This is a genomic window from Hymenobacter algoricola (assembly GCF_039539525.1).
In the GTDB taxonomy this organism is placed as follows: Bacteria; Bacteroidota; Bacteroidia; order Cytophagales; family Hymenobacteraceae; genus Hymenobacter; species Hymenobacter algoricola.
The window spans coordinates 51,143-68,606 of sequence record NZ_BAABDH010000018.1; the positions used below are offsets into that span (position 1 = coordinate 51,143).

Genomic DNA, 17,464 nt, shown 5'->3' on the forward strand with positions numbered 1-17,464 from the left:
GGCGCCACGCTACCGACCGGCTTGCTCCCGTAGCTTCAGGTGCAGCTCAATCATCCGCGTGTCTTCGTCGCTCCAGATGAAGCTTCGGATGTTGTCCACCCGAATAGCTGTTGTTCCGTCAGGCTCGCCAAATTCGGTGTAGCACTCCAGCAGGAGCTCTTCCTCCGTAGCCTGCCGCACGTAGCCATACAGGTCGGGTCCTACCTGAGAAGTCAGATACACCAGTTGCCGGGCCTGCAGCGCGCGGGAGAGCAGCAGGGGAACGGTTAGGTATTCCTGCTCCATAAAGGCTGGGGATTTCAGCCCGGCGTACACCTTGTCGAGATTGTTCTCTTTGAGCTCGATGTTTCGGATGTACCGGTCATCGAAATCAAGCTGAAAAATGTCCTGCATATTGAAGGACTGAATTCCGGTTTGCATCCCATCCCGGTTGATGACGCGCAGCATCAGCAGCTCGTCACTGTAGCTGATGACGTAGCCCACGGAAAATCTTCCCTCCGCTTGGGAGGTGCGTACGCCTAAAAGGCGTTTTTCACTTTGGGCGCGTTTCAGGATTTCGGCGAACAAACCAGGCATAGCGGGATTGGTAAAGCGGTGGGGAATACGAAGAAAGACAAGTTACGGCTTCGTTGAAGCCCCGATTATACCACATTCTTGCCGTCGGCACTCTGGGCAAGCACGGTCAGGACCCCTACTACAGAAAAGCCCGCAAGGCCTGATGAAACTGCGCTGGGGCTTCCAGATGGGGAATGTGGCCCACGCCGGGCAGCTCTACCAGCTTGGCGCCCTTGATCTGGGCGGCGGTGCGGCGGCCCAGGGCCGGGTACTGGCCCATGGAAGCCAGCACCTTCGGGTCCTTGATCAGCCCTCTGCCCACCACCGTGCGGTCCTGCTGGCCGATGATAAGCAGCGTGGGCACCTTAAGCTGGCCAAACTCGTAGCTCACGGGCTGCTGGTAGATCATGTCGAAGGTCAGGGCATTGGCGCGGGCCACTTGCGCGAAGTCGGGGCTGCGGGTCTGGGCGGCCAGGGGCAGCAGCCACTGGTCGTGGGCGGCGGGGTAGCCGCCCGGGTAGTAGGTAGCGTGGTACTTCCGGATGCTGGCCTCGGTGCTCCTGCGCTCCGTGGCCTCGGCCTGGTCTACGCTCTGAAACGGCACGCCCACCCGGTAGTCCTCCAGCCCGATGGGGTCTTCGAGCACCAGCTTCTCCGTCATTTCCGGGTACAGGAGCGCAAAGCGCGTGGCCAGCATGCCGCCCATGCTGTGCCCCACGATGACGGCCTTTTTCACGCCCAGCGTATCGAGCAGGCGCCGGGTGTTCTGGGCCAGCTGGTGAAAGGAGTAGTGCACATCGGCCTTGTCGGACTTGCCGAAGCCGAGCTGGTCGGGTACCACCACCCGGAAGCCGGCGGCGGCAAGGGTCCTTATCGTTTCGTGCCAGTAGGCCCCGAAGAAGTTTTTGCCGTGCAGCAGCACCACGGTGCGGCCGTTGGCTTTGGCCGCGGCCGGCACGTCCATGTAGGCCATGCGCAGGTTCTGCCCTTCCAGCTTCAGGGGCAGCACCTGCACCGGGAACGGGTAGGCGTAGCCATCGAGCGTGGCGTTGAGCGGATTGGGCTGGGCCGCGCCCGCTAAGGCCGTCAACCATAACGCGAACAGGGGGAGCAGCAGAAAACGAGGCATCACGAGGAAAGTAGGGAGCCCGGCTACTACGCGCAAACGCCTTGTCCGGCCCGAACCAGCGCGCTAAAAAGCGGAGTGCCAGCTATAAGACAGTCGTTGGTCGGCGCCGGCAGTGAATCAGCGGCCGGAGGAATTCGCTTCAGCCAGAAAATGGGTCAGAGTGCTCCGCACTTCCTGCAACCGGCTCTGGATGCTGGGCAAATCCTGGGGGCTGGCGGAAACGGTGCCGGTGCGCGTGGTCAGGTAGCGGACAAACGCCGCGTGGTCGTGCAGCAGCGATTCCAGCTGTTGCTGAGCGGCCTGCCAGTCGGCAGTGCGGCCCTGGTGCAGATAGTCCGCGCGCAGCTGGATGGTCAGGCTCACCAGCTCCGCCAGATACGAAAGCAACTCCTCTTCTTCCGGCGCAATGGTGCGCGGGTCCCGGCCAATGACGCAGATGGAGCCAATATTCTCGCCGTCGGGCATCCGCAGCGAGGCGCCCGCATAGAAGCGCATTCCGGCCGACTGGGCTACGTACGGGTTCACCAACCCGCAGCCTTCCTCCGACAAGTCGCTGTACGTCAGCACCTGGTTTTGCAGAATGGCCGCCGAGCACAGGCTCTCCGTGCGCTCCACCCGCTCCAGGCCGGGCAGCCCGGTGTTGGCCTTAAAGAACACCTGCCCCTCATCGACCAAAGAAATAAGCGAGACGGGCAGGTTAAATAACTGGGCCGCCAAGGCTACAAACTCATCGAAGATCGGTTCAGGGGTGGTATTGAGGATCTGGAAATTATGCAGACTGCGTACCCGGCTGGCATCGTCGGCGGGAATCAGATTGTCGGGCAGGTTCGTCATACTAGTAACTCAAGACACAACTGGTTTGGGGTGGACGGGGCGTAGAGGTCCACAAAAATAGCCTTTAATTGGGCGAACAGGCTCACCCTGAGCCCGCGGCCGGCGCAACCCGGCCCACCGGCGGCCCGGCCGGACCAGCGGGCCACTACCCGCCGGCCTTCTCCGCCAGGCCCTGCAAAATCTTCTTGGCGTTGCTCACGTGGTCGGCGGCGCCGCTCAGCGAGTTGAAGATGTAGCGAATAACGCCGTGCTGGTCAATGACGAACGTGACGCGGCCGGGCAGCAGGCCCAGCAGGGCGCGGGGCACTTCGTAGAGCTTGCGCACCTGGCCGCCCTCGTCGGCCAGCAGCTCAAACGGCAGCTGGTGCTTCCGGCTAAATTTCTGGTGGGAAGCGGCGCTGTCGGAGCTGATGCCGACCACTTCGGCGCCCAGCTCCTGAAAGTCCTGGTACTGGTCGCGGAACGAGCAGGCTTCGGCGGTGCAGCCGGGCGTATCGTCCTTGGGGTAGAAATACAGCACCAGGCTGCGCTGGCCGCGCAGCCCGGCCAGGCGGAAAGCGGCGCCGGAAGTGGTGGGCAGCGTGAAGTCGGGGGCCTGGTCGCCTACGTTGAGCATGGGGTCGGGGAATAGAAAGAAGGAGGAGTTTGGTAGCGGCAAAACGGTTTGGCCGCCCGAAGGTTTACGCGGCGTAACGATTCTGCCGTCTCCCCGCTGCATCTTTGTGCCCGCGGGTCGGGGTGCTTTGACGCACCACAATCCGTTTTTCCGGCCTTCTCGTTTGTTCCGCATGCCTCCCCCCCTGCCCGCCGCCCCGCTTATCGACGTCATCATTCCAGCCTACAACGAAGAGCAGTCCATCGGGCGCGTGCTGGCCGAAATTCCGGCCGGCCTAGTGCGGGAAGTGCTGGTCGTCGACAATAACTCCCGCGACCAGACCGGGGCCGTAGCCCGGGCCGCCGGGGCCACGGTGCTACGCGAAGACCGGCCCGGCTACGGCTACGCCTGCCTGGCGGGCATGGCCCACTGCTTTGCCCGCCCCGCCGCCGAGCAGCCCGCCATCATCGTGTTTCTCGACGGCGACTACTCCGACTACCCCGAGGAGATGCCCGCGCTGCTGGCCCCCATCCTGCGCGGCGAGGCCGACCTGGTTATCGGCTCCCGGGCCCTGGGCGAGCGGGAAAGCGGCGCCATGCTGCCCCAGCAGATTTTCGGCAACTGGCTGGCGACTTCCCTCATGCGCCTGTTCTACGGGGCGCGCTTCACCGACCTGGGGCCGTTTCGGGCCATCCGCACCGAGGCCCTGCAGCAGATCGGCATGCAGGACCAGACTTACGGCTGGACGGTGGAAATGCAGCTCAAGGCCGCCAAGCTCCGGCTGCGCAGCCAGGAAGTGCCCGTGCGCTACCGCCGCCGCATCGGCGTGTCGAAGGTGTCGGGCACGGTGAAGGGCACGCTGGGGGCGGGCTACAAGATTCTATGGACGATTTTTAAGTACTTGTAAACCGCGTCCGCCGGGTCGTACTGCCCGCGGCCCGCCGTACTTTTACGCGCCGGCCCGGTCCGGGCCATTTTGCTTTTCCAGCTCCGGCTGGCCTTACCCCCTTCCGCATGCCCCCTCTCCGCTGATGCACGAACTGGAAATTGCGCTTCTGGTTCTTTATGGCCTGTGTCTCACGTTTATCCTGGGCTTCAGCCTCGCCCAGCTCCACCTGACGCGCCTGGCCCGCCGGGCCTACCGCCAGCTGCCCCCGCCCGCCCCGGCGGTGCCGGCGGCCTGGCCGCGCGTGACGGTGCAGCTGCCCATCTACAACGAGCTGTACGTGGTGGAGCGCGTCATCGACGCCATTGCCGCCCTCGACTACCCCGCCGACCGCCTCCACATCCAGGTGCTCGACGACTCGACTGATGACACCGTGGCCCTGGCCGCCGCCCGCGTGGCCTACCACCGCGCCCGGGGCCGGCGCATCGACCATGTGCGCCGCCCCAGCCGGGAAGGCTTCAAGGCCGGGGCCCTGGCCTACGGCCTGCTGGCCACCGACGGCGAGCTGGTGGCCATCTTCGACGCCGACTTCGTGCCCGAGCCCGACTTTCTGCGCCGGACCGTGCCCTACTTCCACGAGCCGGCCGTGGGCGTGGTCCAGACCCGCTGGACCCACCTCAACGAGGACGACTCGCTGCTCACCCGCCTGCAGGCCTTTGGGCTGAATGCCCACTTCCTGGTCGAGCAGGTGGGCCGCAGCACGGGCGGGCACTTCATCAACTTCAACGGCACCGGGGGCGTATGGCGGCGCACCTGCATCGACGACGCCGGCGGCTGGCACGCCGACACGCTCACCGAAGACCTCGACCTGAGCTACCGCGCCCAGCTGCGGGGCTGGCGCTTCGTGTACCTGCCCCGGGTGGCCGCCCCCGCCGAGCTGCCGGCCGCCATGGACGCGCTCCGCTCCCAGCAGTTTCGCTGGAACAAGGGCGGGGCTGAAACGGCGCGCAAGCACCTGGGCCAGGTTTTCCGCTCCGACGCCACGGCGGGCACCAAGCTGCACGCCACGTTTCACCTGCTCAACAGCACCGTGTTCATGGCCATTCTGCTGATGGCGCTGCTGAGCGTGCCCCTGCTCTTTGCCCGGGAGCATCTGCCGGAGCTGCGGCTCGTGTTTCAGCTGGCCTCGGTGTTTTTGCTGACGCTGGCCCCGCTGGTGTACTACTACTTCACCGCCTGGCGGCTGGCTACGCCCGCCGCCTCCTGGCTGGGCTTCGTGCCGAAGTTTGTGCTGTTTCTGGCCATGTCGATGGGCCTCTCCCTGCACAACACGCTGGCCGTGCTCGGCGGCCTGGCGGGCCGCAAGACCGCCTTCATCCGCACGCCGAAGCTGGGGCTGCGGCCGCCGCCGAGCCACTGGCGGCAGCGCTACCGCACCGGCCGCCCGGATGTGCGCACGGTGCTGGAAGGCGTGCTCACGCTGTACTTCCTGTTCGGGCTCGGGGCCGGGGTCTACCTGGGCAACCTGGGGCTGCTGCCGTTTCACCTGCTGCTGGTCACGGGCTTCGGGCTGGTGTTTTACTACTCGGTGCGCCACAACCGCCGCGCGGCATGAGGGCGCCGGGGCCGGCGTGGGGGCAGGGCGCGGCCGTGCTGGGCAGCGGGGTGGCGTACGTGCTGCTGGCCTACGCCACCCCGCGCCCCGACTTCGGGTCGCTGCTGCTGCTGTTTGCTGCCGCTTTCGGCGGCTATGCCTGGCTGCTGTACCGGCCGCTGCCCCTGCGCTACGGGCTGCTGGCGGCCCTGCTGCTGCGGCTGCTCTGGCTGCCGGCCCTGCCCGCCCTCTCCGACGACTACCACCGCTTCCGCTGGGACGGCGCCCTGGTGGTGGCGGGCCAGAGCCCGTACCGGTACCGCCCCGACGAGCTGCTGTCGGGCCGCCCCACCGCTGCTCCGGCCAGTATATACCCGTTGCTCAATTCGCCGCACTACTACTCGGTGTATCCGCCCGTGAGCCAGGCGGCATTTGGCCTGGCCAGTAAGCTGTTTCCCGGCAGCGCCCGGGGCTTTGTCATCGTGCTGCGCCTGCTGCTGCTGGCGGCCGAAGCGGCTACGGCCGCGCTGCTGGTGGCGCTGCTGCGTCATTTTGGCCAGCCGCCCCGGCAGGCATTCCTGTATCTGCTCAATCCGTTGGTTGTCGTGGAGCTGGCGGGCAACCTGCACTTCGAGGCGCTTTCCACCTGCGGGCTGCTGGCCGCCATCTGGGCCCTGACGCAGGGGCGCCGGACGCTTTCGGCCGGGGCCCTGGCGGTGAGTGTGGCCGCCAAGCTGCTGCCCCTGCTGCTGCTGCCGCTGCTGCTGCGCCGGCTGGGGTGGCGCGCTTTCCTGGCCTACGCCAGCCTGCTGGCAATGGGGCTCATGGTGCTGTTCGGGCCGTTTCTGTCCCTGGAGCTGGTCCGCAACTTCAGCCGCAGCCTCGACCTGTACTTTCACAAGTTCGAGTTCAATGCCAGCCTCTACTACCTAATGCGGGCCGTGGGCTACTGGCGCACGGGCTACAACGAAATTGCCCTCATCGGCACCCACCTGGGCCTGGTGGCCGTGGCGTGGGTGGCCGTGCTGGGCTGGCGCGAGCGGCAGCCCACGCTGCGCACCCTGCCCCTGGCCGCGCTGGCCGCGCTGACGGGCTACTACCTGCTGGCCACCACCGTGCACCCCTGGTACCTGACCCCGCTGGTGGCGCTGAGCGTATTCACCCGGTTCCGGTTTGCGCTGGTCTGGTCGGGCCTGGCAGTACTGTCGTATGCGGCGTACCGGAATTCCGGGTATGCCGAAAGCCTGACGCTGGTGGCGGCGGAGTACGTGGTGGTGCTGGCCGTGCTGGGCTGGGAGCTGGCGCACCGGCCCCTGGAATCACCCACCCGAGGGTAGCGGGGCTGGCTGCGATTGTCGGGCACCCAGCCGGCTTAGTGGGTCCAGTAGGCGTAGCGCCGGTGCTTTTTGAGCCGCAGGCTGCGGCCGTCCCAGGTGGTTTGCCGCAGCAGAATGTTGGGGTATTCCCGGGCAAACCAGTACGCGTTTTCCTTCTGCGCATCCAGCTTCACGGTCACCAGCCAGGCGGCTTCGGCCGTGTCGGCGGGCCGCCCTTCGGCCACCATCACCCGGGCCGCATAGTAGACCGGCGGGGTAACTTTACTGGTTTGCTGCAGGTCGCAGATGGTGGCGCTGAAGGCGGGGCGGGCCTCAAAGTTCAGCGCCCGGAGCGTGTAGGGCAGCGCATCTTCAAACAGAACATCGTGGCGCAGGCGGCGCTGGCCCACGCCCTGCCCATCCCAGTAGGAGTTGTAAGACTGCGCGTAGTGGCTGCCCTCGTCGGTGAGGGCTTTGAACGTGTTGCCGCACCATTCCTGCGACGAGGTGGTCAGCTTGTGCAGGGCCACGGGCTGGTCGCGGCGGAAAAACAGGGAGGTGAGCAGGTGGTACGGGTACTGCTCGGTCGGAATCCGGCCGAACTGGTTCACCTTCATAACCGGAAAGATGTCGGGCCGCTGGTAGTCGTCGGTCTTGACGTTGAACTGCCCATTGAACTCCTCCTTGACGGTTATCAGCGTGTACTCAAACCGGCGCTTTTTCTTGTAGATCTCCCGCTCTGCCTCATAGGTAGCTACTTCGGCCAGCCCATCTTCCCAAAGCTTGTGCATGGCCCACTGCTGGTTGAAGTTCGGCAGCAGGCGCTTCAGGGCCGCATCCGGGGCTACGGTTTTGGCGGGAGTAGCCTTTTTCTCCGCCTCTTCCGGGGTGCAGGCCGGCAGGCCGGCCGCCACGATGAGCAGGAAAAACAAGTGAAGGGACTGACGCATACGCACGAAAACAACTGAATAATGGCGTACAGTACGGACGCGGGCCAACGGTGTTTTTCTCAGCGCCCGGTTTTCGCGCGCCAGGTCATCAGATCGGCCTCCGTGTCTACGTCCTGCAGCCGGGGCAGCAGCGCCACCCGCAGGCCCAGATGCTGCGCATCGGCCAGCGTGGCGCTCAAAACGGAGTCGGTGCTCCAGACCTTGCCGGCAAACAGGGCGGAGTAAACTTTTTTCAGCCCCAGCAGGTAATAGCCGCCGTCCTCGGCCGGCCCCAGCACCACGTCGTGGGTTTCGAGGTGGGCAAACGCCGCCTGCAGGTGCTCCGTGGTCAGCGCCGGGCAGTCAGTACCAATAATGACGGCGGCGGTAGCGCCGGCCGCAAAAGCCTGGGCGAAGCCGGCGCTCATCCTGTGGCCCAGCTCGCCGGCCGGCTGCAGCCGGGTTTCGTAGCCCGCCCACTGGGCGTCCGGCTCAGCGGGGGCGTGGTCGGCAAACCAAACCGTTTTATGGGTTTGCGCGAGGCCCCCGGCCGCGGCGCGGGTCAGGGCCAGCAGCTCCCCGTAGACGGCCAGCGCCGCCGCGTCGCCGAGGGTGCGGGCCAGCCGGGTCTTGACGCGCCCCAGCTCCGGGTGCCGGGCAAAGATGAGCAGATGCTGCACGAAAGCGGATAAGGAGTTGAGAATCGAGCTACGGCTACCTTATTCGTAGACCTTGGTGCCACGCGTCAGCCAGGGGCTCCACAGGGCGGAATACGGATGCACCTTGGTGGTGCGGCCTTGGGCGTTGTACACCGGGTGGCCTTCATTTATCCACTCGAAGATGCCGCCGTAGAGGTTGCGCACGTTGGTGAAGCCCAGCGCCCGCAGCCGCTCCCCCACCCGCTCGCTGCGGTAGCCCACCGAGCAGTACACCACCACCGGCCGGTCGCGGGGCAGGTCGCGGAAGGAGGCTTGCTCGTACTGCGCGAAATCCACGAGCCGGGCCCCGCGCAGATGACTCACCTGGTATTCGGCCGGGGTGCGCGTGTCGAGCAGCACCACGGCCTCGGGCTGCTGCCGGAGCCGGGCCAGCTCGGCGGGCTGAATCAGGGGCACCGTTTCGCGGTACAGCGTGCGCAGCAGCTGGGCATAGGCCGGACTGGGGCCGGGCTGGGCCGCCGCCGGATCTTTGCCGCAGGCGGCCAGCACCAGCTGGCAGAGCAGCGTCAGCGCCAGGGGCGCCTTGGCGCGGGCCAGCCGCCGAAGCCAGCCTTTCCGTGGCGGCCCGGCCGGCACACATGGAGCTGGCTCACCAGCCCCGACGGGGTCGGCAGGCGGGCGGGCACTCAGGGGCCGAAGGGTGGGTAGGTGGGGCATCATGGGTACGGGCGCCGCCAGGTGGCTACGCCGGCCGGAACCGCTCCGGGTTGGCCGGCGCTGCCACTTGGCGGCACCGACAATTACATCGAAACTTCCTTGGCCTTGTTCATCATCTGCACCCCGTGCACCAGCGCCGAGCCGGCCTTGATGGCGGCCGCCACGTGCACGGCTTCCATCATCTGGGCCTCGTCGGCACCTTTCTGCAGGGAGTCGGTGGTGTAGGCATCAATGCAGTAGGGGCACTGCACCGCGTGGGCAACGGCCAGGGCAATGAGGGATTTCTCACGCTCCGTGAGGGCACCTTCCTTGAACACCTCCCCGTAGTAGTCGAAGAACTTGCGGCCCATCTCGGGCTGCCACTCGGTGATGTTGCCAAACTTGGCCAGGTCGGCCGGATTGTAGTAGGTGCTTTTTTCCATGGGACAGAAAGGTAAAAAAGAGAAACAGGACTGACGGCGCCCGGCGTAGTCAGGAAAGTCAAATGCTAATTACGAAGTGGTAGCCGCCGGTCCACCATCGTCCCGGGTAGTGCAATGCCTGCTGCAGGGCAACGTCGGCACTGCTCAGCCCCGACAGCTCCCGCAGCTTCAGCCACGCGCGGTGGTCGTAGCGGAGCTGGGCAAAGCGCTCCAACAGGTTGAGAATGGTGCCGTGCCTGCGGGAAGGCAGCTTCCCGCAGGCACGGCACGAAAAAGGGCTTCCGGCCGCGGCCGGAAGCCCTTCCGGAGCGGCTAGAACTTACCCAGTACCGTCATCGTCGAAAGCGTCGGGTTTTCGCTGCCGCCCTCGGGCTCCACCGTCATGGCGAAGGCCTGGGCGCTACCGATGTCCTTCATCTGCTGCAGACTGTCGCCGGCAGTAGTGGCGGCGGCCAGCATGCCGGCGTCCACCGGCTTGCCCTGGTCGAGGGCCCACAGCTGGTACTGCTTGCCGGCCGGCGGGGCGGGCAGGCTGCGCACGTCCACAAACACGGCCTTGGTAGCCACATTGTACAGCACCCGGGCCTTGGCCGTCGGCGCGGCGGGCGTGCCCGTCAGGTCGATGGTCTTGAACTCGTCGTTGCGCAGCACCTGCACCTGGCTGGCCAGGCTCTTGTTGGTCGCCTGCATGGTAGTGGCTACCCGGCTCTGCTCGTTCTGGGCAATAACGAGGCTGGTTTCGGCGTCCTTCCAGCGGTTGTAGAGCACCATGTTGGCCGCCGCGCTGAACAGCAGCAGCGCCACGGAGGCCGCCATCAGCCAGCTGAAGCGGGAAGCCGGAGCTTCGGCTTCGGGCACCAGCTGCCGCACAACCGGCTCGGCCGCCACGGGGGCCGGAGCCGCAGCCACGGCCGGAGCCGCGGCGTGAATGGCCGTCTGCCAGCCCGACAGCACCCGCTCGCGCATCGCGGCGGGCGGCGTCTGCAGGTGGGCTTCGGCGTAAGCGCCTACGGCCTCCACAATGAGGTTCAGCTCCCGCTGGATTTCGGGGCTTTCGGCGGCCCGGCGCTCGACGGCGACGCGCTCGGCCTCCTGGAGTACGCCCAGGGCGTATTCCTCGAGAATTCCTGATTCGATGTATTCCTGAATGTCCACGACTATCGAATCAATTTTGACAATACCTTGATAGCCGCCCGGGCCCGGGTTTTCACCGTCCCGAGGGGCAAGTTGAGTTCTTCTGCCACTTCGCTTTGCGTAAATCCGCCAAAATAGAGCAGGTCAATAACTTGCTTCTGCTCGGGATTGAGCTTGTTCGTCATTTCCTGCAAACCAATGTGCTCGGGCCGAAACGTGGGAACGGCGGCCTGGCGCAACGCGGCACTATCCTCTAGAGGTTGCGTACGGCTACTTACGCGGTACTGTCGGGACCGGATTTTGTCGATGGCTAAATTCCGGCAAACGTTAAGCACCCAGGTAAATAAGCGGCCTTTTGAGGGGTCGTAGGAGGCAAAGGAGTGCCAGATCTTGACCAGCCCTTCCTGCAGCACGTCCTCAGCCACTTCCTCGGTCTTGACGATGCGCAGAATCACGCCGTACAGCGCCGCCGAGTATTTGTCGTAGAAGAGCGTCATGGCTGATTCGTCCCGGTCGCGCAGGCGCTGCACGAGCAGCTCCTCAACATCGGGTATCAATGACTCAGGGGAGTTTGGTGTCACGGGAGCAACTGTAAGAGAAGCTGACGCAGGTAGCACTACCGGCCAACAGTGAGGCGAATGTACAGATAAAGCGTTTTCCGGCGCTATGGTTTGCCCCGAAAGCAAAAACCCCGCGGCCTTTGCTGCTACGGCCGGGCTTGGGTCGGGGTTTTGGCGCCCCGCGCCGGGGCAGCAGCCGCCAAACCCGATCCGCGGCGCCGGGTTTGCGTACTGACCAGCATCAAGCCCCCGTTTCTACTCCCCTTCTATGGCCATCGAGTCCTTTAATCCTTACACGGGCCGCGTGCTCCGCCGCTTCACCGCCTTTTCGTGGGCCAAAACGGAGCGGATCCTGACCCAGGCGGCCACAGCCGCCCGCACCTGGCCCCGGACGAGCTTTGCCGAGCGGGCCCGGCTCATGCACCGCGCCGCCGACCTGCTGCGGGCCCGGCAGGATGAGCTGGCCCGCCTCATGGCCCTGGAAATGGGCAAGCCCGTCGCCGATGGCCGCGCCGAGGTGCAGAAGTGCGCCCTCACCTGCGACTACTACGCCGACCACGCCGAGGACTTCCTGCGCGACGAGCCCATCAGGACGACGGCCCAGCGCAGCTTCATTGCCTACGAGCCGCTGGGCGTGGTGCTGGCCGTGATGCCCTGGAACTTCCCCTTCTGGCAGGTGGTGCGCTTTGCCGCCCCGGCCCTGATGGCCGGCAACGTGGGCCTGCTCAAGCACGCTTCCAACGTGCCCCAGTGCGCCCTGGCCCTGGAAGCCATTTTCCACGCGGCCGGCTTTCCTCCCGCCACCTTCCGCACCCTGCTCATCGGCTCCGGCCTGGTCGAAAAGCTGATTGCCGATGACCGCGTGATGGCCGTGACGCTGACGGGCAGCGAGCTGGCCGGCTCCAAGGTGGCGGCCGCGGCGGGCGCCAACATCAAGAAAACCGTGCTGGAGCTGGGCGGCTCCGACCCGTTTGTGGTGCTGGCCGATGCCGACCTGGCGCTGGCGGCCCAGACCGCCGCTCAGGCCCGTATGATCAATGCCGGGCAGAGCTGCATTGCCGCCAAGCGCTTTATCGTGCACAAGTCTATTATCAAGCCCTTCATCAGCCAGCTCAAAACCCACCTGCTGGCCCTGCGCACCGGCGACCCGCTCGATGAGGCCACCCAGTACGGGCCGCTGGCCCGCCCCGACCTGGCCGACGAGCTAACCCAGCAGGTGGAGGACTCGGTGCGGGCCGGGGCGAAGGTGGAGCTGTTCGGCGGGCAGTCGAAGCCGGGCACGGCGCTGTTCCGGCCCATGATCATCTCCCGGGTGAAGCCGGGGCAGCGGGCCTACGGCGAGGAGCTGTTCGGGCCGGTGGCCATCGTGCTGGAAGCCCGCGACGAGGAGCACGCTATCCACCTGGCCAACGACTCCCGCTTCGGGCTGGGGGCCTCGGTGTGGACCCGGGACCCGCAGCGCGGGGAAGCCGTGGCGCGCCGCATTGAGGCGGGCGCCGTGTTTGTGAACTCGATGGTGAAGTCGGCGCCGGAGATGCCGTTTGGGGGCGTCAAGAAGTCGGGCTACGGCCGGGAGCTGTCCTACCTCGGTATCCGGGAGTTTGTCAACCAGAAAAGCATCTGGGTAGCCAGGGAGGAAAAGCCGGCGGGCAGCAAGAAGGTAGAGTAGCGCTACCGGGCAGCCCTACTCAACCCCAGCCACTACAGGACGTCATTCCGAGCGAGGCCGAGGAATCTCGCTTGCTGATGTATGAGTACCACTCCTGCGTCAGCACGCGAGATTCCTCGCTTTGCTCAGCATGACGTTCTTTTTGCTTGCCCTTTCCACACCGTCTTCAGCAGTAGCCCAGCATCTTATACGCGACGTAGCCGGTTACCTCGTGGGCCAGCAGCAGCCACTGGCCCACGGCCACGGGGCTGGGCAGCAGCCAGTAGGCGGGGTCGGTCTGGCGGTCGGTGGTGCGGAAGTCGGCGGGCCAGGGCGTGGGCTGCAGGCCCACGCGGCGGAAGCAGCCCAGGGCCCGGCGCTGGTGAAAGGCCGAGGTGATGAGCACCAGGGACTTTATATCGGGGTGGCGGGCCAGCAGCGCTTTGGTGAGCTGGGCATTTTCGCGGGTGTTGCGGCTGCGCTCCTCCAGCAGGATATGGGCCGCGGGCACGCCGGCCAGGCGCAGCAGCGTGTACAGGTCGCGGGCTTCGGTGTGGGCTACCGCGCCCACGGCGCCCGAGCCGCCGCTGATGATGAGGCGGCGGATGCGCCCGGCCCGGTACAGCCACAGCGCATTGGTGAGCCGGTCGGCCCCGTTGCCCAGGTATACCCGGTCGTGGGGCGACTTGCGGATCTGGGTGATGCCGGTGAGCAGCACGCCCGCGTCGTGGGGCGCGAGGTGGCGCAGGGGCGCGGGCGGCAGCTCCCAGGCCAGCAGGGCTTCGTTGCTGAGGGCATTGTTGGTTCCCAGCAGAAACAGCACCAGCCCGGCCCACAGCAGTCGGCGGCGCCAGAAGGGACGGCGCGCCAGGCGCACGAGCAGCCAGATTCCGACCGGAAGCAGGGCGTAGAGCAGCAGTTTGGAAAGCAGGAAAAACACGGCCGCGAAGCTAGCGGGAAAAAGCCGGGCACCCGTGCCCGGGGCGCCGAAACTTAGGCAGCACTCCGCCTGGGCCGGCGACACTGCTTCCTCGTACCCGGGGGCCGGAAATACTCAAAGCCCTTTACCGCAGGGCAGCAAAGGGCTTTGGGTGGGCAATAATCAGCCTTCTGGCAGAAAACGGCCGGCTAACGGATTGGCCGCCGCTTAGTTGCTCTGCGGCAGGAGCTCACGCAGGCGCTGCAGCATGTCGTACACTTCGGCTTCGGTGGTCAGCGTGTCGCACTCCAGCACCCGGCCCTGGCAGTAGCTGACGAAGAACGGCGCTACCCGCTGCTGCATCAGCTTGCGGGCCACCGGGTTTTCTTCCGAGGCCAGGCGCAGGAAAAGGATGGTTTCAAACAGCGCATCGTCGGCGAACCTGGCGAAGGGGGGCGCCAGCTGCTCGCAGATTTCGCAGTTGTCGGAGGTAAACTTGACGAATACCTTCAGATGGTCGTGGGTGTAGCGACGCAGACCCTCATCGTTGGTATCAATAACCTGCTGGCGGGCAACTTCTTTCATAATCAGGGGAAATTCAGCAAAACCAGGGAAGAAAATACTCCCGGTGGTCAGGGAGCAGACACAAAAACCGCCCCGGAAATTCCCCCCGGGCAGACCTGTTAAGCAACGCAGTGCGGTTGAGCGGGCTAGGATTTTTTCAGCATCATGGTCCGGATGTATTTTACCGGGGCGCTGCCGTAGCTCAGAAACTGCTCGTTGAAGGTTTTCAGGTCGAAGCTCTTCCCCTGCGCCTTTTTGAGCTCCTCGCGCAGATCATAGATTTCGGTGTAGCCCGTGAAGTAGCTGCTGAGCTGCACCTGGCTCTGGGTGGCGCGCTTCCACTTGCCGCGGGCCTCGGCTTCCTCCTGAAATCCTTCGCGCATGAGCATCCCCACCACGTCCTGCTCGGAGGCGTTGTTGACCTGCACGTCGTGGTCGAGGATGGCGTTGAGCGTGACGCGCATGTTCCACTTGTCCCACATGAGCCACATTTCGTCGGTGTTGCCGCCGTAGCCGCTTTCCAGCATCATCCGCTCGGTGTACACGGCCCAGCCCTCAATCATGGCTCCGTTGCCCATAATAGACTTGATGAGCGAGGGGCTGCGGTTGGCGTACACCAGCTGGGTGTAGTGGCCGGGAATGGCCTCGTGGATGTTCAGGATCTGCAGGGTGTAGTCGTTGTACTCGCGCAGGTAGCTTTCGGCCTGGGCCGCGGTCCACTCGGCCGGCACGGGCTCCACGTTATAATAGGTGTTGGCCGCCTTGTCGTAGGGGCCGGGGGCCGAGATGGAGGCGCCGGCGCTGCCGCGCATGTAGGGCGGCGTGTCGCGCACTACCAGCGGCTTGCTTGGGTCCTGGGTCAGCAGCTTCTTGTCGTTGACGAACTTGATGAGCGTGGGAATCTGCTGCTTGACGGCGGCGGCAAACTCTGCCGGCCTGGCGTGCTTTTCCGACAGCTTGCCGATAACCGTCTTAATGAGCAGGATCGAGTCGGTGGGCTGGGGCTGGCCGGGGAAATACTTGGGCCAGAGCCGGGCCGCACGCCGGCCCATGTCGTGGAGCAGCTCGCGCTTGTGCTGCTGGGCCTTGGCGTACACCTGATCGGCTGAGTAGGTCGACTGGATGTCGTAGGCAAACTTGCGGTCATACAGCGCCTTGCCGATGCGGAACGAGCGGAACTGGCCCTTGGGCTTCACCTCGTTGCGCAAAAAGTCGATGTAGCTCCGGGTTTCCTGTTTGGTGGTGGCAATGCGGGTGCGGAAGTCGGTCTTTTCCTGCTCCGACAGGCCCGAGCGGCTGATGGAGTCGAGCAGGGCCGCCCCGTACACTTCCATCCCGCCCTCGTTTTGCAGGATGGCCAGGTCGGTGTGCTCCCGGGTGGGCCGGCTGATGTTCTGCTTGGCGGCCTCGTAGTATTCCACCGAGTGGGAAATCTTCTCCGAAATGTTGCGCAGGCGGCGGTCCAGCGGGTGGTGGCGGCCGCTGAGCAGCTCCGACACCGCCCCGCCCAGGTTGTAGCCCGCCGGGTTCCACTGCCAGCCCCGTAGCGTGTCGGTCTGCCAGAGGCTGCGGTTCAGGTAGTTTTCAATCAGCCGGTAGTCGGTCTGGTTGTTGACCGACAGCTTGCCGACCTCGAAAGCCGCCAGCTCCTTGCGCCGCCGGGCCTGGGCCGCGGCTTCGGTCTGCCGCCGGCCGGCCGTCGGAATCACCAGCAGCGAGTCGTAGCGGTGGTAGCCCTGGTCGGAGGCCCACTCGGGGTTATAGTACCAGAGCGAGTCGATGAAGCGGGTTTTGAACTGGTCGAAGCCCGCGTCGGCGGTTTTCACGGCCGTGGTGCCGGCCTGCTGGCCCTGTTCGCAGCCGCCCAGGGTCAGGGCGCCAAGGCAGCCGGCGGCCAGCAGCAGCAGTTGGGAAGTAGAGGTGGTGGTGGTCATGTAAAAGGGTAAGGAGGGAGTCAGGAGGTCAGGAAGGTACGATTCAATGAGCCGCAGCTGGCTGGCCCGGCAACAGCGCGGGCGTACCAGCCGGTCCGCGGGGCTATTGTCGCACAACGACCGGCCAGGGCTGCAAGCCAAAGCGGAGCCAGCGCCTTTTTTAGCGGCTGGGTCAGGTCGCCCTGCCCGAAGTGCGGGGTGCGGATAGCGCGGCTTCGGCAAAAACGGGACAACGGCACACGGGCCCACGTTTCAACCGAGGGCGAAGCTAAGGTTTTCCCACGGCCCGCCGCCCTTCCCGCTACGGGCGGCCGCGGCCGCCTTGTCACAGTTTCATGAAAAACAGCTAAAAGTGTGACAGATGTTGTCACACTTTATCTACGCCGGAAAAATTTTGTGACAGAATCCGTCACACTTTTAAATTCTTACCGCTATTTTGTGACACCTTACCTACTCCCCAAAACGATGGCTGCTACTCTGCTGGGCCAGGTGCGCGAGCTGCTGGGCCTCACCCAGCTGGAGCTGGCCATTCACCTGCGCGTAGCCCGCGACCTGCTGGCCCACGCGGAAGGCGGCCGGCGCAACCTGCCGCTGGAGGCCATGCAGCGTCTGCTGCCGCTGGTGGAGCAGCTCTTCGGCCTGACCGGCCTGGCCAAAGCCGAGCCGCCGGTAGATGCCAGCGAAACCCAGCCCCCGCCCCTCTCTGACCAGGACCCGGGCCGGTGGCGGCTGGTGGTGTGCCGCCACGAAGCCGTCAATGCCCGCTACCAGCGTACGCTGCTGCACCGCAAGGCCCAGCCGCTGCGGCGGCGCATAGGAGTGCTCACGCCCCTGCTGGCGGCCCTGCCCCCCGCCCCCGCCGACGGCAGCCCCGACCCCGAGGCCCGGGACCGGCGTTGGTACACCGACCGCCTCGCCGACGCCCGCGACAAGCTCACCCGCTGCGGGGCCCTGCCCCAGGCCTTGCTCGAAGCCCGCATTCAGGCCCTGGACCTGGAAATCGGGGCGTTGGAGAAGCTGTTTGCTGAGGGCCGCGCCTAACCGGCCGCCCTTGGTCTCATTGCTTACC

19 protein-coding genes are annotated in these 17,464 nt (G+C 65.5%); 5 read left to right on the forward strand and 14 right to left on the reverse strand.

All coding sequences use genetic code 11. The features are described 5' to 3' along the window. Positions 1 to 9 precede the first annotated feature (9 nt). From ABD842_RS05545 to ABD842_RS05560, 4 genes are all read right to left on the reverse strand, one after another. The gene (locus tag ABD842_RS05545; RefSeq protein ID WP_345111196.1) at positions 10 to 576 is read right to left on the reverse strand and encodes a hypothetical protein; all 567 of its coding nucleotides are present in this window, start codon (positions 574 to 576) and stop codon (positions 10 to 12) included. Between the two features lie 118 nt (positions 577 to 694). Beyond that, positions 695 to 1,684: an alpha/beta fold hydrolase gene (locus tag ABD842_RS05550; RefSeq protein ID WP_345111200.1), complete on the reverse strand. Its 990-nt coding sequence runs from the start codon at positions 1,682 to 1,684 to the stop codon at positions 695 to 697. Positions 1,685 to 1,801: 117 nt separating this feature from the next. Continuing rightward, the gene (locus ABD842_RS05555) at positions 1,802 to 2,518 is read right to left on the reverse strand and encodes a GAF domain-containing protein (RefSeq protein ID WP_345111203.1); all 717 of its coding nucleotides are present in this window, start codon (positions 2,516 to 2,518) and stop codon (positions 1,802 to 1,804) included. Positions 2,519 to 2,663: 145 nt separating this feature from the next. After that, positions 2,664 to 3,134, reverse strand: coding sequence for a peroxiredoxin (locus ABD842_RS05560; RefSeq protein WP_345111205.1), 471 nt, complete (start codon positions 3,132 to 3,134; stop codon positions 2,664 to 2,666). Positions 3,135 to 3,306: 172 nt separating this feature from the next. On the opposite strand from ABD842_RS05560, the gene ABD842_RS05565 reads away from it, so the two are divergent. The 3 genes from ABD842_RS05565 (at position 3,307) to ABD842_RS05575 (ending at position 6,930) form a co-directional block, all read left to right on the forward strand. Beyond that, entirely contained in the window at positions 3,307 to 4,020 is a 714-nt protein-coding gene (locus ABD842_RS05565; RefSeq protein WP_345111207.1) for a glycosyltransferase family 2 protein, read from the forward strand. Between the two features lie 124 nt (positions 4,021 to 4,144). Further along, positions 4,145 to 5,614: a cellulose synthase family protein gene (locus ABD842_RS05570; RefSeq protein ID WP_345111209.1), complete on the forward strand. Its 1,470-nt coding sequence runs from the start codon at positions 4,145 to 4,147 to the stop codon at positions 5,612 to 5,614. Beyond that, positions 5,611 to 6,930, forward strand: a complete 1,320-nt coding sequence (locus ABD842_RS05575; protein WP_345111212.1) for an MptA/MptB family glycosyltransferase — start codon at positions 5,611 to 5,613, stop codon at positions 6,928 to 6,930. Before ABD842_RS05570 ends, ABD842_RS05575 begins: the two co-directional genes overlap by 4 nt. Positions 6,931 to 6,965: 35 nt before the next feature. Here the strand turns inward: ABD842_RS05575 and ABD842_RS05580 are convergent, their stop codons facing one another. From ABD842_RS05580 to ABD842_RS05610, 7 genes are all read right to left on the reverse strand, one after another. After that, the gene (locus ABD842_RS05580) at positions 6,966 to 7,859 is read right to left on the reverse strand and encodes a hypothetical protein (RefSeq protein WP_345111215.1); all 894 of its coding nucleotides are present in this window, start codon (positions 7,857 to 7,859) and stop codon (positions 6,966 to 6,968) included. 59 nt (positions 7,860 to 7,918) lie between these two features. Continuing rightward, positions 7,919 to 8,518 (reverse strand): TIGR04282 family arsenosugar biosynthesis glycosyltransferase, encoded by a 600-nt coding sequence (locus tag ABD842_RS05585; protein WP_345111217.1) that lies wholly within the window; start codon positions 8,516 to 8,518, stop codon positions 7,919 to 7,921. Positions 8,519 to 8,557: 39 nt separating this feature from the next. Next, positions 8,558 to 9,217: a rhodanese-like domain-containing protein gene (locus tag ABD842_RS05590; protein WP_345111220.1), complete on the reverse strand. Its 660-nt coding sequence runs from the start codon at positions 9,215 to 9,217 to the stop codon at positions 8,558 to 8,560. 80 nt (positions 9,218 to 9,297) lie between these two features. After that, a complete protein-coding gene (locus ABD842_RS05595; protein WP_345111223.1) occupies positions 9,298 to 9,636 on the reverse strand; it encodes an arsenosugar biosynthesis-associated peroxidase-like protein in 339 nt (112 codons plus the stop codon). 58 nt (positions 9,637 to 9,694) lie between these two features. After that, positions 9,695 to 9,850: a hypothetical protein gene (locus tag ABD842_RS05600; RefSeq protein WP_345111226.1), complete on the reverse strand. Its 156-nt coding sequence runs from the start codon at positions 9,848 to 9,850 to the stop codon at positions 9,695 to 9,697. Positions 9,851 to 9,948: 98 nt separating this feature from the next. Continuing rightward, positions 9,949 to 10,791, reverse strand: a complete 843-nt coding sequence (locus tag ABD842_RS05605) for an anti-sigma factor (RefSeq protein ID WP_345111228.1) — start codon at positions 10,789 to 10,791, stop codon at positions 9,949 to 9,951. Between the two features lie 2 nt (positions 10,792 to 10,793). Continuing rightward, positions 10,794 to 11,327, reverse strand: a complete 534-nt coding sequence (locus ABD842_RS05610; protein ID WP_345111231.1) for an RNA polymerase sigma factor — start codon at positions 11,325 to 11,327, stop codon at positions 10,794 to 10,796. A gap of 271 nt (positions 11,328 to 11,598) precedes the next feature. Here ABD842_RS05610 and ABD842_RS05615 point away from each other — a divergent pair, with 271 nt between their 5' ends. After that, positions 11,599 to 12,999: an NAD-dependent succinate-semialdehyde dehydrogenase gene (locus tag ABD842_RS05615; protein WP_345111234.1), complete on the forward strand. Its 1,401-nt coding sequence runs from the start codon at positions 11,599 to 11,601 to the stop codon at positions 12,997 to 12,999. A gap of 166 nt (positions 13,000 to 13,165) precedes the next feature. On the opposite strand, the gene ABD842_RS05620 is transcribed toward ABD842_RS05615, so the two are convergent. The 3 genes from ABD842_RS05620 to ABD842_RS05630 all read right to left on the reverse strand — a co-directional run bounded on the left by ABD842_RS05620 (position 13,166) and on the right by ABD842_RS05630 (position 16,395). Then, positions 13,166 to 13,918: a YdcF family protein gene (locus ABD842_RS05620; RefSeq protein WP_345111236.1), complete on the reverse strand. Its 753-nt coding sequence runs from the start codon at positions 13,916 to 13,918 to the stop codon at positions 13,166 to 13,168. A gap of 207 nt (positions 13,919 to 14,125) precedes the next feature. Beyond that, positions 14,126 to 14,482 (reverse strand): thioredoxin family protein, encoded by a 357-nt coding sequence (locus tag ABD842_RS05625; RefSeq protein ID WP_345111239.1) that lies wholly within the window; start codon positions 14,480 to 14,482, stop codon positions 14,126 to 14,128. A gap of 125 nt (positions 14,483 to 14,607) precedes the next feature. After that, entirely contained in the window at positions 14,608 to 16,395 is a 1,788-nt protein-coding gene (locus ABD842_RS05630) for a DUF885 domain-containing protein (protein WP_345111242.1), read from the reverse strand. A gap of 465 nt (positions 16,396 to 16,860) precedes the next feature. Here ABD842_RS05630 and ABD842_RS05635 point away from each other — a divergent pair, with 465 nt between their 5' ends. Continuing rightward, positions 16,861 to 17,436 (forward strand): helix-turn-helix domain-containing protein, encoded by a 576-nt coding sequence (locus ABD842_RS05635; RefSeq protein WP_345111244.1) that lies wholly within the window; start codon positions 16,861 to 16,863, stop codon positions 17,434 to 17,436. Positions 17,437 to 17,464: the final 28 nt, after the last annotated feature.

Bases quoted from the DNA above. Each gene is read 5' to 3' on its own strand.
- ABD842_RS05545 (WP_345111196.1), bottom strand. From the start codon at position 576: ATGCCTGGTTTGTTCGCCGAAATCCTGAAACGCGCCCAAAGTGAAAAA.
- ABD842_RS05550 (WP_345111200.1), bottom strand. From the start codon at position 1,684: ATGCCTCGTTTTCTGCTGCTCCCCCTGTTCGCGTTATGGTTGACGGCC.
- ABD842_RS05555 (WP_345111203.1), bottom strand. From the start codon at position 2,518: ATGACGAACCTGCCCGACAATCTGATTCCCGCCGACGATGCCAGCCGG.
- ABD842_RS05560 (WP_345111205.1), bottom strand. From the start codon at position 3,134: ATGCTCAACGTAGGCGACCAGGCCCCCGACTTCACGCTGCCCACCACT.
- ABD842_RS05565 (WP_345111207.1), top strand. From the start codon at position 3,307: ATGCCTCCCCCCCTGCCCGCCGCCCCGCTTATCGACGTCATCATTCCA.
- ABD842_RS05570 (WP_345111209.1), top strand. From the start codon at position 4,145: ATGCACGAACTGGAAATTGCGCTTCTGGTTCTTTATGGCCTGTGTCTC.
- ABD842_RS05575 (WP_345111212.1), top strand. From the start codon at position 5,611: ATGAGGGCGCCGGGGCCGGCGTGGGGGCAGGGCGCGGCCGTGCTGGGC.
- ABD842_RS05580 (WP_345111215.1), bottom strand. From the start codon at position 7,859: ATGCGTCAGTCCCTTCACTTGTTTTTCCTGCTCATCGTGGCGGCCGGC.
- ABD842_RS05590 (WP_345111220.1), bottom strand. From the start codon at position 9,217: ATGATGCCCCACCTACCCACCCTTCGGCCCCTGAGTGCCCGCCCGCCT.
- ABD842_RS05595 (WP_345111223.1), bottom strand. From the start codon at position 9,636: ATGGAAAAAAGCACCTACTACAATCCGGCCGACCTGGCCAAGTTTGGC.
- ABD842_RS05615 (WP_345111234.1), top strand. From the start codon at position 11,599: ATGGCCATCGAGTCCTTTAATCCTTACACGGGCCGCGTGCTCCGCCGC.
- ABD842_RS05625 (WP_345111239.1), bottom strand. From the start codon at position 14,482: ATGAAAGAAGTTGCCCGCCAGCAGGTTATTGATACCAACGATGAGGGT.
- ABD842_RS05630 (WP_345111242.1), bottom strand. From the start codon at position 16,395: ATGACCACCACCACCTCTACTTCCCAACTGCTGCTGCTGGCCGCCGGC.
- ABD842_RS05635 (WP_345111244.1), top strand. From the start codon at position 16,861: ATGGCTGCTACTCTGCTGGGCCAGGTGCGCGAGCTGCTGGGCCTCACC.